The sequence below is a fragment of the Bacillus sp. AR4-2 genome, assembly GCF_008274865.1.
Lineage (GTDB): Bacteria > Bacillota > Bacilli > Bacillales > Bacillaceae_G > Bacillus_A > Bacillus_A cereus.
Genome location: NZ_CP031062.1, coordinates 3,706,863 through 3,722,764, shown reverse-complemented (window position 1 = coordinate 3,722,764; position 15,902 = coordinate 3,706,863). Strand labels below are relative to the sequence as shown.

Here is a 15,902-nt window from a genome sequence, read left to right as displayed (position 1 = left end):
TGAGACCGGAAAGGGTGGCTTCTTTCTTGCACCCTAGTCTCACACGATTAGGGTATTTTTATGCAAAAGTTGTTATAAAAATTCAAAAGTGGTAACATAAAAATCAGAAAGATGAGGGATGACGATGAGCCATTTGTTAACGATGAGTGAATTATCGGAAGTAGAAATTTCAGAAATCCTAAAAGATGCAGAAGATTTTGCGAATGGAAAAGAGAGCAAAACGACAGAGCAAACTTTTGTTGCGAACTTGTTCTTTGAGAATAGTACGAGAACGAGATTTAGCTTTGAAGTTGCTGAGAAGAGATTAGGACTTGATGTTTTAAACTTTTCAGCTGATGCATCTAGCGTACAAAAAGGAGAAACTCTATACGATACGATAAGAACACTAGAATCAATCGGAACAAAAGCAGTGGTCATCCGCCACGAGCAAGATCGCTACTTCGATGAACTAAAAGATCAGGTGAATATTCCAATCTTAAATGCTGGAGATGGATGCGGAAACCACCCAACACAGTGCCTACTGGACCTTCTTACAATTAAACAAGAGTTTGGAAGATTTGAAGGTTTGAAGATTGCAATAGTAGGAGATGTTCGTCATAGCCGAGTAGCACGTTCTAATGCAGAAGCATTAACGAAGCTTGGTGCAACAATTTACTTTGCAAGTCCAGAAGAGTGGCAAGATGAAGACAACACATTTGGAACATACAAACCATTAGATGAACTTGTTCCAGAAGTTGATGTAATGATGTTACTCCGTGTACAACATGAGCGTCATGATCATTATGAAACAGACATTATGAAAGAATATCATGAGAAACACGGATTAACAGTAGAAAGAGAAAAGCGTATGAAAGAAGGAAGCATTATTATGCATCCAGCTCCTGTAAACCGTGATGTTGAAATTGCAAGTGAACTTGTTGAGTGTGAGCGTTCACGTATATTTAAACAAATGGAAAATGGAGTTTACGTAAGAATGGCTGTACTAAAACGCGCCTTACCAAATGTATTAGGAGGAATGAAACATGAATTATTTGTTTAAAAATGGTCGTTATATGAATGAAGAAGGAAAAATCGTAGCAACGGATCTTCTCGTACAAGACGGTAAAATCGCTAAGGTAGCAGAAAATATTACGGCAGATAATGCTGAAGTAATCGATGTGAACGGAAAGTTAATCGCACCTGGATTAGTAGATGTACACGTACATCTTCGTGAACCAGGTGGTGAACATAAAGAAACAATTGAAACAGGTACACTAGCAGCGGCAAAAGGTGGATTCACTACAATTTGCGCAATGCCAAATACACGCCCGGTACCAGATTGCAGAGAACATATGGAAGACTTGCAAAAACGTATTGAAGAAAAAGCTCATGTTAACGTACTACCATACGGAGCAATTACAGTACGTCAAGCTGGTTCTGAAATGACAGATTTCGAAACATTAAAAGAACTTGGAGCATTTGCTTTCACAGATGACGGCGTAGGCGTACAAGATGCGAGCATGATGTTAGCGGCTATGAAACGTGCAGCAAAATTAGATATGGCAGTAGTTGCGCACTGTGAAGAGAATACGCTTATTAATAAAGGTTGTGTACATGAAGGGAAGTTTTCTGAGAAACACGGATTAAACGGTATCCCATCAGTATGTGAATCTGTACATATTGCAAGGGATATACTGCTTGCTGAAGCAGCAGATTGCCACTATCACGTATGTCATGTAAGTACGAAAGGTTCTGTACGTGTAATCCGTGATGCGAAACGCGCTGGAATTAAAGTAACAGCAGAAGTAACACCGCATCACCTAGTGTTATGTGAAGATGATATCCCATCAGCTGATCCTAACTTTAAAATGAACCCACCGCTTCGTGGAAAAGAAGACCATGCAGCATTAATTGAAGGTTTATTAGATGGAACGATCGATATGATCGCAACTGACCATGCACCGCATACAGCGGAAGAGAAAGCACAAGGAATTGAAAGAGCACCGTTTGGAATTACTGGTTTTGAAACAGCATTCCCGCTTCTATACACAAACCTTGTGAAAAAGGGAGTTATTACGCTAGAACAGTTAATTCAATTCTTAACAGAAAAGCCAGCTGATACATTCGGCTTAGAAGCAGGTCGCCTAAAAGAAGGTAGAGCAGCTGATATTACAATCATTGATTTAGAACAAGAAGAAGAGATTGACCCAACAACATTCTTATCAAAAGGAAAAAATACACCATTCGCAGGTTGGAAATGCCAAGGATGGCCGGTAATGACAATCGTTGGTGGTAAGATCGCATGGCAAAAGGAGAGTGCATTAGTATGAAAAGACAACTTATCTTAGAAGATGGAACAGTATTAATTGGAACAGGTTTCGGAGGCGAAATCGAAAAGTCAGGTGAGGTTGTATTTACAACAGGAATGACTGGATATCAAGAAACATTATCTGATCCATCATATTGCGGTCAAATCGTAACATTCACGTACCCATTAATCGGAAACTACGGCATTAACCGTGACGATTTTGAATCCATTCACCCATCTGTAAATGGTTTAATCGTAAACGAAATTTGTGATCACCCATCAAACTTCCGTAATGAAATTTCGTTAAATGATTACTTGAAAGAAAGAAATATCCCAGGATTAGCAGGGATTGATACGAGAAAATTAACGAGAAAAATTCGTCAATACGGTACATTACGTGGACGCCTTTGTAACATGGATGCAGATGTAGAGTACATTGTAAGCCAATTAAAAGCGACAGTATTTACAGATCATGTAAAACGCGTATCAACGAAAGATCCATACCCAAGCCCAGGTCGTGGTCACCGAGTTGTACTAGTAGACTTCGGTATGAAACATGGTATTTTACGAGAATTAAATAAGCGTGACTGTGATGTAATTGTAGTTCCTTACAACACAACAGCGGAAGAAATTTTACGCCTTAGCCCAGATGGAATTATGTTAAGTAATGGACCTGGAGATCCGAAAGATGTACCAGAAGCAATTGAAATGTTAAAAGACATTATCGGTAAAGTTCCTTTATTCGGAATTTGCCTAGGACATCAATTGTTCGCTCTAGCATCAGGTGCAAATACAAGTAAGTTGAAATTTGGTCACCGTGGTTTAAACCATCCAGTAAAAAATCTTGCAACTGGAAAAGTAGCAATTACATCTCAAAACCACGGATACGCAGTAGAAGAAGAATCAGTTGAAAATACAGATCTTGAAATTACACATGTTGCTTTAAACGATGGAACGGTAGAAGGTCTTCGTCATAAGAAGTTCCCGGCATTTACAGTACAATACCATCCAGAAGCTTCAGCGGGACCAGAAGATGCAAATGATTTATTCGAAGATTTCTTAACAATGATTGAAAACTTCAAGAAAGAAGGGGAAGAGTTATGCCAAAACGCCTAGACATTAACACAATTTTAGTAATCGGATCAGGACCAATTGTAATTGGGCAAGCAGCGGAGTTTGACTACTCTGGTACACAAGCTTGTCAATCTCTTAAAGAGGAAGGTTACAAAGTAATCCTTGTTAACTCTAACCCAGCAACAATTATGACGGATACTGCAACAGCAGATAAAGTATACATCGAGCCATTAACATTAGAATTCGTAAGCCGTATTATTCGTAAAGAACGTCCTGATGCAATCCTACCAACATTAGGTGGTCAAACAGGTTTAAACATGGCTGTTGAACTTGCAAAATCAGGCGTACTTGACGAGTGCGGAGTTGAAATTTTAGGAACAAAATTATCAGCAATCGAGCAAGCGGAAGATCGTGATTTATTCCGTACATTAATGCAAGATTTAAATGAACCAACACCACCAAGTGAAATTATTCATAACCTTGATGAAGCATATGGATTTGTAAACGAAATTGGTTACCCAGTAATCGTTCGACCAGCGTTCACATTAGGAGGAACGGGCGGCGGAATTTGTCATAACGAAGAAGAGCTAATTGAAATCGTAACAAGTGGTTTAAAACATAGCCCAGTAACACAATGTTTATTGGAGAAAAGTATTGCTGGCTGTAAAGAAATTGAATACGAAGTAATGCGTGATTCAAATGATAACGCAATTGTAGTGTGTAACATGGAAAACATCGATCCAGTTGGTGTTCATACAGGTGATTCAATCGTTGTAGCACCGAGCCAAACGCTAAGCGACCGTGAATACCAAATGTTACGTAACACGTCATTACGAATTATTCGTGCACTAGGAATTGAAGGTGGATGTAACGTTCAGCTTGCACTAGATCCATATAGCTTCCAATACTATGTAATCGAAGTAAATCCACGTGTAAGTCGTTCATCTGCACTAGCATCTAAAGCAACTGGATATCCAATTGCGAAATTAGCAGCAAAAATTGCAGTCGGCTTAACGTTAGATGAAATCGTAAACCCAGTAACACAAAAAACTTACGCTTGCTTCGAGCCAGCGTTAGACTATGTTGTTTCAAAAATTCCACGTTGGCCGTTTGATAAGTTTGAATCAGCGAACAGAACGCTTGGAACACAAATGAAAGCAACTGGTGAAGTTATGTCAATCGGACGTAACTTAGAAGAATCATTACTAAAAGCAGTTCGTTCTTTAGAGCTTGGCATTTATCACTTAGAATTAGACCACTTAAAAGAACTTGATAAAGAAACGATGAAAAAACGTATCATTAAAGCGGATGATGAACGACTGTTTATTGTAGCAGAAGCAATTCGCCAAGGTGTAACGAAAGAAGAAATCAATGAATGGTGTGAAATGGACTTCTTCTTCTTACAAAAAGTTGAAAACATCGTAAATATGGAACGTGAAGTAAAAGCGAATGTAGGAAATATGGAAGTACTACAAACTGCAAAAGAAAGGGGCTTCAGCGATCACTACATTGCAGCAGCTTGGAACAAAACGGAGCGCGAAATTTACGATATGCGTAAAGAAAATAATATGATGCCAGTATTCAAAATGGTAGATACTTGTGCGGCAGAGTTTGAATCTGCAACGCCATATTACTACAGCACATATGCGGACGAAAATGAATCGATTGTAACAGATCGTAAGAGTGTAGTAGTTCTAGGATCTGGTCCGATCCGTATTGGTCAAGGTGTTGAGTTTGATTACGCAACAGTTCACTCAGTATGGGCAATTAAAGAAGCTGGATATGAAGCAATTATCATTAACAACAACCCAGAAACAGTTTCAACAGACTTCAGTATTTCTGACAAATTATACTTTGAACCATTAACGATTGAAGATGTAATGCATATTATCGATTTAGAAAAACCAGAAGGTGTTATCGTTCAGTTCGGTGGACAAACGGCAATTAACTTAGCAGCGAAACTAGAAGAACACGGTGTGAAAATTTTAGGAACATCACTTGAAGACTTAGACCGTGCAGAAGATCGTGATAAATTCGAAGCTGCTTTAACAAAACTTGGCATCCCGCAACCAGTTGGTAAAACAGCAACGACTGTAGAACAAGCGGTAGCAATCGCAGAAGAAATTGGTTACCCAGTATTAGTAAGACCATCTTACGTACTAGGTGGACGTGCGATGGAAATCGTATATCGCCAAGAAGAACTACTGCACTACATGAAAAATGCAGTTAAAGTTCATGCAGATCACCCAGTATTAATCGACCGTTACATGGTTGGTAAAGAAATTGAAGTAGATGCAATTTCCGATGGTGAGAATGTATTCATTCCAGGTATTATGGAACATATTGAACGCGCTGGAGTTCACTCTGGTGACTCAATTGGAGTATATCCACCACAAAGTTTATCTGAAAAACTAAAAGAACAAATCATTGAACATACAATTGCACTTGGAAAAGGATTAAACATTGTTGGATTACTAAATATCCAGTTTGTAGTATTCAAAGATCAAGTGTACGTAATTGAAGTAAATCCACGTGCAAGCCGTACAGTACCGTTCTTAAGTAAAATTACAGGCGTACCGATGGCGAATGTTGCAACGAAAGTTATTTTAGGGCAAGACCTAGTAGAGCAAGGATACGGAACTGGCTATCACCCAGAAGAGAAAGAAGTATATGTAAAAGCTCCGGTATTCTCATTCGCGAAACTACGCTCAGTTGATACAACATTAGGACCTGAAATGAAATCAACAGGGGAAGTAATGGGTAAAGACTTAACGCTTGAAAAAGCATTGTATAAAGGATTAGTTGCTTCTGGAATTAACATCCCAACGCACGGCTCAGTAATCATTACTGTAGCGGATAAAGATAAAGAAGAGGCGATGGAAATTGCAAAACGTTTCCACGAAATCGGCTATAACTTATTAGCAACAGCTGGAACAGCACAATCATTAGAAGAGCAAAATATCCCAGTACAAGTTGTGAACAAAATTGATTCTGAAGACTACAACTTACTAGATATTATCCGTCAAGGAAAAGCACAGTTTGTAATTAACACATTAACAAAAGGTAAACAACCAGCGCGTGATGGTTTCCGCATTCGCCGTGAATCAGTAGAAAATGGTGTGGCTTGCTTAACATCACTTGATACAACAAGAGCAATCTTACGAGTATTAGAATCTATGACATTCTCAGCTCATTCAATGAAAGAAATTACGCAAACAAAGCGTCACGAGGTGGTACATGCATGATGCAAAAGCAAAATATGATCGTCGTTAACCAAAAAGAAATCGCAAAAAATATTTACGAATTAGTGCTTCAAGGAACGTTAGTACAGCAAATGAACGAACCAGGGCAGTTTGTACACATTAAGGTAGCAGAGGGCATTGCGCCCCTTCTGCGCCGCCCAATTAGTATTTGTAATGTAGATCAAGAGAAGAACGAATTTACAATGCTATATCGTGCCGAAGGACAAGGGACAAAAACATTAGCAACTAGAAAACAAGGTGAAATGGTAGATGTACTAGGACCATTAGGACACGGTTTTCCTGTAGAAGAAGCAGAAGCTGGTCAAACAGCTTTACTAGTAGGTGGGGGAATTGGTGTACCACCACTTTATGAATTATCACAGCGCCTCGTTGCAAAAGGTGTACGTGTTATTCACATCTTAGGCTTTCAAACGAAAGATGTAGTTTTCTATGAAGAAAAATTTGCAGAACTTGGTGATACGTACGTTGCGACAGTAGACGGTACACACGGTACAAAAGGATTTGTCACAGATGTAATTGATAATTACGGAATTGACTTTGATATTCTTTATTCATGTGGTCCGCTAGCGATGCTTCGTGCATTAGAAGGACGTTACAAAGAGAAAAAAGCCTATATTTCATTAGAAGAACGTATGGGCTGTGGTATTGGAGCTTGTTTCGCATGTGTATGCCACTTACAAGAAGATCCAAGTGGACATTCTTACAAGAAGGTGTGTAGCGACGGACCAGTATTTCCAATCGGGGAGGTTGTACTATGAACAGATTGCAAGTTGAATTACCAGGATTATCATTAAAAAATCCAATTATACCGGCATCTGGATGCTTTGGGTTTGGTCGTGAATATGCACAGTTTTACGATTTAAGTGTACTAGGATCAATCATGATTAAAGCGACGACAGAACAACCACGTTATGGAAATCCAACGCCTCGTGTTGCTGAAACACCAGGCGGCATGCTAAATGCAATCGGACTTCAAAACCCGGGATTAGACAAAGTAATGAATTCGGAATTACCATGGTTAGAACAATTTGACCTTCCAATTATTGCAAACGTTGCAGGCTCACAAGCTGAGGATTACGTAGCGGTTGCGAAGGAAATTTCTAAAGCGCCTAATGTCCATGCACTAGAATTAAACATTTCTTGTCCGAATGTAAAAACAGGTGGTATCGCCTTTGGTACAAATCCTGAAATTGCTGCTGATTTAACGAAGCGAGTAAAAGAGGTTTCTGAAGTACCTGTATACGTGAAATTGTCACCGAACGTGGCAAACATAGTAGAAATTGCAAAAGCGATTGAAAATGCAGGTGCAGATGGTTTAACGATGATTAATACATTGCTTGGTATGCGTCTAGATTTAAAAACAGCTAAACCAATTTTAGCAAACCGTACAGGCGGATTATCAGGTCCTGCGATTAAGCCAGTAGCAATTCGCATGGTACATGAAGTAAGCCAAGCGGTTAACATTCCAATTATCGGAATGGGTGGTATTGAAACAGCTGAAGATGTAATTGAATTCTTCTATGCTGGCGCAAGCGCAGTTGCAGTAGGTACAGCGAACTTTATCGATCCGTTCGTATGTCCGACAATTATTGAAGAGTTACCAGCATTATTAGATGAATTAGGATTTGATCACATTTCGGAATGTCAAGGAAGGAGCTGGAAGCAAACATGTCACAGTCGTTAATCGTTGCACTAGATTTTCCAGGGAAACAAGAAGTAGAACAATTCTTACACCACTTTGAAGGGGAAGAGTTATTTGTCAAAGTAGGTATGGAGTTATTTTACAAAGAAGGCTCTGCGATTATTACGTACTTAAAAGAAAAGGGACATAAGATCTTCTTAGATTTAAAACTTCATGATATTCCGAATACAGTAAAAAGCGCTATGCGTAGCCTAGCTAGTCTAGATGTTGATATGGTAAATGTTCATGCTGCTGGGGGAAGCAGCATGATGAAAGCTGCGATTGAGGGATTAGAGGAAGGTAAGCAAGAAGGAAAAGAGAGACCGATTTGTATTGCAGTTACACAACTAACAAGCACTTCGGAAGCTATGATGAAAAAAGAGATCGGCATTGAGAAAACGTTAGAAGAAGCGGTTGCTCATTATGCAAAATTAACGAAAGAAAGTGGACTTGATGGCGTTGTTTGTTCAACACTTGAAGTTCCAAAATTACGTGAAGTATGCGGAAATGAATTTGTAACAGTAACACCGGGGATTCGTCTTGCAAGCGATGATGTAAATGACCAAGTGCGCGTAGCAACACCGAAACGTGCGAGGGAACTTGGCTCAAGCTACATCGTAGTTGGACGTAGTATTACAAAAGCAGAAAATCCGCTTGAAGCGTATAAAACAGTAAAACAACAGTGGGAAGGTGTAACAGTATGAAAAAAGAAATCGCATCGCATTTATTAGAAATTGGAGCAGTATTTTTACAACCGAATGATCCATTTACTTGGTCTTCAGGTATGAAATCACCAATTTATTGTGATAACCGTTTAACTTTATCTTATCCAAAAGTACGTCAAGCGATTGCAGCTGGATTAGAAGAGTTAATTAAAGAGCACTTCCCAACTGTAGAAATTATTGCAGGAACAGCAACTGCTGGTATTGCGCACGCTGCATGGGTAAGCGATCGTATGGATTTACCAATGTGCTACGTACGTAGTAAAGCAAAAGGTCACGGTAAAGGGAACCAAATCGAAGGAAAAGCTGAAAAAGGTCAAAAAGTCGTAGTAGTAGAAGACTTAATTTCAACTGGCGGTAGTGCAATTACATGTGTAGAAGCACTTCGCGAAGCTGGATGTGAAGTATTAGGAATCGTATCAATCTTCACATACGAGCTTGAAGCAGGAAAAGAAAAACTAGAAGCAGCTAACGTAGTATCATACTCTTTAAGCGATTACAGTGCATTAACTGAAGTAGCAGCAGAAAAAGGTATGATTGGACAAGCTGAAACGAAAAAATTACAAGAGTGGCGTAAAAATCCAGCTAACGAAGCTTGGATCACAGCGTAACACGAAAAAAACGACTGCGGGGGAACGCGGTCGTTTTTTTATATCATTGTTAAAAATTCAAGTAAAGTTCCATCAATATCAAAGAAAATCATATTACAATCTCCTTAACTACTTAGTGCTTTCTGCAAGCTTATATCCTCTTACAAACAATAGAGTCACATAAGAAACAATAAATGAGAAAATGCTATACATGCCGACCCAAAAGAAAAATTTTGGAGTAAAGGCGATAACACCTATTATTAAAAAACTAGCAAACGTTACAATCGGCATTACGTAATACGTTTTCGACTTGCGCGTTCCAATAACAGAAACGATAAAGATAAGTAACGGACAAATTAATAAGACGAAAATCAATTCATTCATAGTTATGTCCCCTTTTCTAATTGCAGTAATCTGTTTCTCGTAAACGTTTTGAAAAAATTACTCTCCTAATATAATTTCGCTAAGGGATAACGAATCCCTGTTGAAAACCAGTAATTCATGATGAATTTTACAAGAAAAAACGTAAGCAAGAGAACACTTGCTTACGTTATAAAATAAACATCGCAAAGATAGTGGTGACAATTAAACCGATAACAACCGGTAAAAAGTTTCGGCGTGCCAGTTCAAATGGATCTACCTTGCAAATTGCAGCAGCAGGAATAAGCGCCCAAGGAATTAACGTCCCGCCCCCGGTCCATATAGCCGCAATTTGTCCGAGTGCTGTTAATGTAGCTGTTCCATGACCTAAAGCTGTTCCGAAAAGGTTTGCAATGGAACCAGCAAGCGATATACCGGAAAAACCAGATCCATCTAAGCCTGTTATGACACCAACGATAGTTAATGTTCCCGCCGATACGTATTGGTTTAAAGGGACCGTTTGAGATAAGGCAATCCCTAAGTCGTTAATGATTCCATGTGAACCTTTCGGTAAATAGTCTCCGATAATTTTCACAAAGCCGCTATCTCCTAAATAAAAGAGTGCAGCAATTGGAATAACTGGACCAAAGATTTTAAATCCAAATTGGAGCCCTTCTATAAAATAATCGGTTGTTTTATTTAGTCCATTACCTTTGTAGGCGATGAGTGAAATGATGATAATCATAATAACAGTCGTTCCGCCGATAAGTGCAGTTGCGTCGCTTCCTTGTAGTTTAAATTGAATCATGCAAAGGATATCAATGATATATACGGTAGGGATACATATAGCGAGCCATTTCTTTGTGCGAGGAGATAATGAAGTGAGCGTTTTAGAAGACGCAGTTAATGGAATAGATTCTTGTATAGATAAGCCTGTATGAAACTCTTTTCGTAAGAAGAAAAAAGCGACGGAAGTTGTCACAATGCCCATAACGATAACAAGTGGAACACTTGCAGATACGACGCTGGAAACAGGGAGACCAGCCGCGTCTGCAGTTAATTTCGGTGCACCTTGAATAACGAAGTCGCCAGATAAGGCGATGCCGTGTCCGAATAAGTTCATAGCAATTGCAACCCCAATTGGAGGAAGACCGACACGTACAGCAACCGGCAATAAAATAGCTCCCATTAAGGCGACAGCTGGAGAAGGCCAAAAGAAGAAAGAAATGGTCATCATTAAAAGGCCGATAATCCAGTAGGCGAGTGTAGGTGTACGAATCATTTTTGTAAATGGTGAAATCATCGTATCATTTATGCCAGTATGAACGAGTAAATTGCTCATTGATACGATAATGGAGATGATTAATATAGTTGGTAATAGCTCAGTAATGGCGTAAATGAAACTTTGAAAAATCCCGCTAATGGCAAGAGGGATAGAACTTGTTGCAGTTAATGCTAATAAAAAGATAAAAACGATACAAATAATCGTCGTATCTTTCCGGAGAATAAAAAAGGTAATAATAGTGAGTAAACAAATAATGTAGAGAGCGTGTAATAGCGTTAATTCAACTCCCATAACATTCACATCCTTTAGGCATTCGTGTAGTTTATTGTATGAAAGCAGTGAAAGTATGTGAGTATAGGAAAAAGAAAAAAGTAAAATTTCATGTACTGTAATGGTAAGGACGATAAATGGATGTTACAATACAATTGATCCTAAAAATGGAATTTGAGGAGAAGTAGAATGGGGGAGTACGAATAAGAGAGAGAATAGGATATTATGGTGTGCTCGTTTGTTTACTATTATCAGTTATTTCAGGGCAATTTCTTAACAGTGGATGGGTACCAGTTATATTATGTATTGGCGTATTGATTTTTGCTCCTATGTATCGCTGGAATGAATGGAAAGCATATAGTCGAAAAAAGAAAATGCTTTTCAGTATCGAGTTTATCATTATAATTAGTATGATCCCATTTTTGTTATTAAAAGGAAATGAAATAATAGATGGAATTGTAATGTTTCAAGGATGGTTGTTTATTGCGAAATTACTATATTTAATTTGCATTTTAATGTTGGTAGCGATAGTCACTAAAAAATTAAACGAAAAGTTATTCGTTAATGAATAAAAGAAAATGCCACCTTATTCGGTGGCATTTTCTCATTTTACTGAATGGGCTTTTTGCATTTTTTTAATTAAACGAATTTGTCCGCGATGATTGATTTCATCTTCAAAAACGTGAAACCATTTAAAGTAGTTGTTAGCTGGTTTGTCATACCAAAAGTCTGTTGTTTTAAACAGCCATTCATCAGGTAATGATTGAAATGTTGCAATCGTTTTGGAACGTACTTCTTGTAATGTATTGATGTAAAATTTTATAGATTTTCCTTTTATTTTCTCGCGTCCAAGGTTCCCTAACTCAATAGCAGGTAACCAATGTTCTAATTCAGCTTCCGTCGGTTCACGGTCTTCAAAGGTATGAATTTGGTAGTAAAATTCAATAGCAGCCATATGGTACAATAACATACCAATTGAATTTGCGTCCTTATCATATAAATAATCAAGTTCTTCAATTGTTAAACCTTCCACTGCTTGCATTGTTGTATAGCGAGCGTAATTCATCATGGAAACAAGATTTGAAAATTCTACTTGTAAACCCTCTATTTTATCAATTACAAAATTCAATTTAAATTCCCCCTCTTTAAACGAATACTCCAGAGAAGGAATTCTATGTGTAGAGAAAAACTCCTTTTAAAAAGGCCATGATTTTAACAAGGGATTACAATTAGTTCTCTATTTGATTTTGTAATAACTTCATATCCGTCTTTTGTAATGACGATATCGTCTTCAATTCTACAACCGCCCCAGTTTGGTATGTAAATACCTGGTTCAACTGTAACAACCATACCTTCTTTTAATGTAGCTTTACTTTCTTGGGATAAGCGAAGAGGTTCATGTATTTCTAAGCCAAGACCATGACCAGTAGAATGACCAAAATATTGACCATATCCACAATCTGTAATGTAGTTTCTTGTTACATCATCGATACTTTTCGCGGTTTCTCCAGGCTTAATCGCTTCAGTCCCACGTTTTAACGCTTCTCGTACAACATTGTATATTTTTTTGAATTCTTCCGATGGTTCCCCTATTACTACAGTACGTGTTATATCAGAACAATATCCGTCATAAAGTGCACCGAAATCTAATGTAACGATGTCGCCTCGTTCAATTATTTTATTTGATGCAACTCCATGTGGAAGAGAAGAACGAACACCAGAAGCTACAATAATTTGAAATGATGAAGATGCAGCACCTTTTTTTCGCATGAAAAATTCTAATTCATCTCGTACAGCATTTTCACTTATTCCTGGTTTTAGAAACGTAAGAATGTGGTGAAATGCTTCGTCCGCGATATTAGCTGCAATTTTCATTGTTTCTATTTCAGGCGTGTCTTTAATGATACGAATATTTTCGATAATTTCGCACACTTGAATCATTTCCGCCTGTACGTATTTTTGCAAGTTTTTATATTGTTGCAATGTCATGTTGTTTTCTTCAATTCCAAGTTTTTGAATGTTTAATTTCGATACTTGATGTGCAATTTCTTTTTCTAAATTTCCTTTATGCATAATAATTTCAGCATCTTTTATTTGTGATTTCGCTTGATCTACATAGCGGAAATCAGTGATAAAAACAGCTTGATCGGCAGAGATTAAGACGACGCCAGCGCTACCTGTAAAGCCTGTTGCATATTGGCGATTTTCTTTTTTTGTAATAAGTAACCCGTCAATTTCATAGTTTTGTAGTTGATTTTGGATTTTATTAATTTTTAAAGTCATGTTAATTCCTCCTATTCATAGTATTGAATAAAGCAAATAGCGTGCCAAAATGTATATTTGAAGAAAGGATAGTAGGGACAACATATATTTTAGGGGAGATAAAAAAATAGCCCGTAATTTGTGGGAGACGGTTTGTTCATAAAATCTAGATTGCTTCAATGAATAGCAGGGGGATGGAGAAAAATGATTGGAGTTACACTTGTACTTTATTTACATGCTGTAAAAAAATTTATACAAATGTGAAATGATACTGTCAATTTTTTTGACAATATTGAATGGATATAGCAATGAAATTGAAAACATATAAAAAATGCGCTGCATACAAGCAACGCATTTTTTTATTTATGCTTTTAATTTCATTACAATATCAGCATCTGGTGTTACATATACGGTTTGCTGATTGTCGTACGTAACAAAACCAAGTTTTGCACCACTCGGTTTTTTGACATGGCGTATTTTGGTGAAATCAACAGGTACAGAGCTAGACTCTTTCGCTTTACTGTAATAGGCAGCAATTTTGGCAGCTTCTAGTAAAGTTTCTTCAGCAGGCTCTAAAGAACGAATGACAACGTGAGAGCCAGGTATATCTTTCGTATGTAACCAAATTTCATCACGGCGGGCAAACTTCGTTGTTAAATAATCATTTTGTTTATTGTTTTTACCAACGAAAATCTCTGTGCCATCACTTGCTACATATTTATCTAATACTGGTTTAGTAGGCTTTTTCTTTGCGTTTTTCGTTTTGCGATTGCGCACATAACCTTCTTCAGCTAATTCCTCACGAATTTCTTCAATGTCTTTTGAAGAAGCAGCTTCCATTTGTTGAAGTAAGCTATCAAAATAAAGAATTTCTTCATTTGTTTTTTCAATTTGTTCTTCTACAACAACAACTGAATTTTTTGCTTTTTGATACTTTTGGAAATAGCGTTGTGCATTTTCAGATGGTGTTTTTAAAGGATCTAATGTGATTTTTACAGTTCCACCATTCTCATCGTAATAATTAACGACCTCAATATCTTTATCGCCCCTTTTTAAAGCGTACATATTGGCTGTAAGTAGCTCTCCAAATAGTTGATATTTATCTGCTTTTCCAGCATCTTGCAGTGTTTTTTCGAGTTTAATGAGTTTTTTCTCGTTTTTATTTTTTTCGTTTTGCATAAAGCGTTCTAAATCATGAGCTTGTTGTTTTACACGATCACGTTCTGCTTTGCCAAAGAAGAAACGATCTAACAATTCGCTCACTGATGAGAATGTTTTTTCTTCTCCTTGCAAGTGTGTAAGAGGGAAAAGATAAAAGAATTCTTTTCCATTTGCAGTAATCATTGTAGGTGTATATGCATGAGATAGTAATGGTGTTTGTACAGAGAAAAATGCTTCTGATAATGCTTTCTCGTTTACCATACCGGCTTTCTTTACTACTTCTTTTGCAAATAATGGGGATATTCCCATGAAAGCACCGACGAGTTGTTTATCCATATTTCCAGATAGAAAGTCTAGCGGTCTAATAAAATCATCTGCGGTTTCAATTTGCAGAGGATTGATTTTATGTTGGGCTGGTGGCGCGACGTACTCAGCACCAGCATATACAGTTCGGTGACGGTTTACGGCTAATGAAACGTGTTTTAAGCTATCTAAAATCACGTTTGTTTTCGTATCTAATAAGATAATGTTACTATGTCGTCCCATTATTTCAATCACTAATGTTTTTAATGATTCGTCTCCGATCTCATTACGACTGCGAACTGTAATTTGAATAATGCGTTCTAAGTCGATTTGTTCAATTTTTTCAATAAATCCACCTTCTAAATGTTTGCGAAGAAGCATACAGAACATCGGCGGTATTGCTGGCGAATCGTAGTTTTGATTCGTTAAGTGCATACGCGCATATGTAGGATGAGATGAAAGAATTAGTTTTTGGTTCTTTCCATTCGCTCGAATATGTAATAAAATCTCGTATTTTGAAGGTTGATATATTTTGGAAATTCTTCCTGTGTAAAGAGAATTTTCAATTTCATGTGTAATCGCTCTTGTAAATAATCCATCGAATGCCATAAATGAACACTCCTTTCTAACTAAATGTTAATTAT

Annotated in this window: 14 protein-coding genes; 9 read left to right on the top strand and 5 right to left on the bottom strand. The window is 37.6% G+C overall.

What is annotated here, in order from left to right:
- Nucleotides 1-124 precede the first annotated feature (124 nt).
- Genes pyrB through pyrE form a run of 8 tightly spaced genes read left to right on the top strand, consistent with a single transcriptional unit; the run spans nucleotide 125 to nucleotide 9,638 of the window.
- Entirely contained in the window at nucleotides 125-1,039 is a 915-nt protein-coding gene (gene pyrB / locus DN399_RS19050; RefSeq protein ID WP_000018861.1) for an aspartate carbamoyltransferase, read from the top strand.
- Complete coding sequence (gene pyrC, locus DN399_RS19045; RefSeq protein WP_001108367.1) at nucleotides 1,023-2,309, top strand: dihydroorotase; 1,287 nt, start codon at nucleotides 1,023-1,025, stop codon at nucleotides 2,307-2,309. The genes pyrB and pyrC overlap by 17 nt, the downstream gene beginning before the upstream one ends.
- The gene (locus DN399_RS19040) at nucleotides 2,306-3,403 is read left to right on the top strand and encodes a carbamoyl phosphate synthase small subunit (protein ID WP_000828680.1); all 1,098 of its coding nucleotides are present in this window, start codon (nucleotides 2,306-2,308) and stop codon (nucleotides 3,401-3,403) included. The genes pyrC and DN399_RS19040 overlap by 4 nt, the downstream gene beginning before the upstream one ends.
- Nucleotides 3,388-6,606 carry a carbamoyl-phosphate synthase large subunit gene (carB, locus tag DN399_RS19035; protein WP_149149896.1) on the top strand — a complete coding sequence of 1,073 codons (3,219 nt, stop codon included), beginning with the start codon at nucleotides 3,388-3,390 and terminating at the stop codon, nucleotides 6,604-6,606. Before DN399_RS19040 ends, carB begins: the two co-directional genes overlap by 16 nt.
- A complete protein-coding gene (gene pyrK / locus DN399_RS19030) occupies nucleotides 6,603-7,382 on the top strand; it encodes a dihydroorotate oxidase B electron transfer subunit (protein WP_000983359.1) in 780 nt (259 codons plus the stop codon). Before carB ends, pyrK begins: the two co-directional genes overlap by 4 nt.
- Entirely contained in the window at nucleotides 7,379-8,308 is a 930-nt protein-coding gene (gene pyrD / locus DN399_RS19025; protein WP_001081049.1) for a dihydroorotate oxidase B catalytic subunit, read from the top strand. Before pyrK ends, pyrD begins: the two co-directional genes overlap by 4 nt.
- Nucleotides 8,293-9,009, top strand: a complete 717-nt coding sequence (pyrF, locus tag DN399_RS19020; RefSeq protein ID WP_149149895.1) for an orotidine-5'-phosphate decarboxylase — start codon at nucleotides 8,293-8,295, stop codon at nucleotides 9,007-9,009. The genes pyrD and pyrF overlap by 16 nt, the downstream gene beginning before the upstream one ends.
- Complete coding sequence (pyrE, locus tag DN399_RS19015; protein ID WP_000711443.1) at nucleotides 9,006-9,638, top strand: orotate phosphoribosyltransferase; 633 nt, start codon at nucleotides 9,006-9,008, stop codon at nucleotides 9,636-9,638. The genes pyrF and pyrE overlap by 4 nt, the downstream gene beginning before the upstream one ends.
- Before the next feature lie 108 nt (nucleotides 9,639-9,746).
- Here pyrE and DN399_RS19010 read toward each other — a convergent pair whose 3' ends face one another.
- Nucleotides 9,747-10,001, bottom strand: a complete 255-nt coding sequence (locus DN399_RS19010) for a YbeF family protein (RefSeq protein ID WP_006928316.1) — start codon at nucleotides 9,999-10,001, stop codon at nucleotides 9,747-9,749.
- Between the two features lie 166 nt (nucleotides 10,002-10,167).
- Complete coding sequence (locus DN399_RS19005) at nucleotides 10,168-11,553, bottom strand: hypothetical protein (RefSeq protein WP_006928318.1); 1,386 nt, start codon at nucleotides 11,551-11,553, stop codon at nucleotides 10,168-10,170.
- Nucleotides 11,554-11,735: 182 nt separating this feature from the next.
- Between DN399_RS19005 and DN399_RS19000 the strand changes: the two genes are divergently transcribed.
- A complete protein-coding gene (locus tag DN399_RS19000) occupies nucleotides 11,736-12,104 on the top strand; it encodes a YoqO family protein (protein WP_049107494.1) in 369 nt (122 codons plus the stop codon).
- 32 nt (nucleotides 12,105-12,136) lie between these two features.
- Here DN399_RS19000 and DN399_RS18995 read toward each other — a convergent pair whose 3' ends face one another.
- The 3 genes from DN399_RS18995 to DN399_RS18985 all read right to left on the bottom strand — a co-directional run bounded on the left by DN399_RS18995 (nucleotide 12,137) and on the right by DN399_RS18985 (nucleotide 15,867).
- Nucleotides 12,137-12,661 (bottom strand): DinB family protein, encoded by a 525-nt coding sequence (locus DN399_RS18995; RefSeq protein ID WP_001012051.1) that lies wholly within the window; start codon nucleotides 12,659-12,661, stop codon nucleotides 12,137-12,139.
- 83 nt (nucleotides 12,662-12,744) lie between these two features.
- Nucleotides 12,745-13,815 (bottom strand): M24 family metallopeptidase, encoded by a 1,071-nt coding sequence (locus DN399_RS18990; RefSeq protein WP_149149894.1) that lies wholly within the window; start codon nucleotides 13,813-13,815, stop codon nucleotides 12,745-12,747.
- Between the two features lie 342 nt (nucleotides 13,816-14,157).
- Nucleotides 14,158-15,867 (bottom strand): Rqc2 family fibronectin-binding protein, encoded by a 1,710-nt coding sequence (locus tag DN399_RS18985; protein WP_149149893.1) that lies wholly within the window; start codon nucleotides 15,865-15,867, stop codon nucleotides 14,158-14,160.
- Between the last annotated feature and the right edge of the window lie 35 nt (nucleotides 15,868-15,902).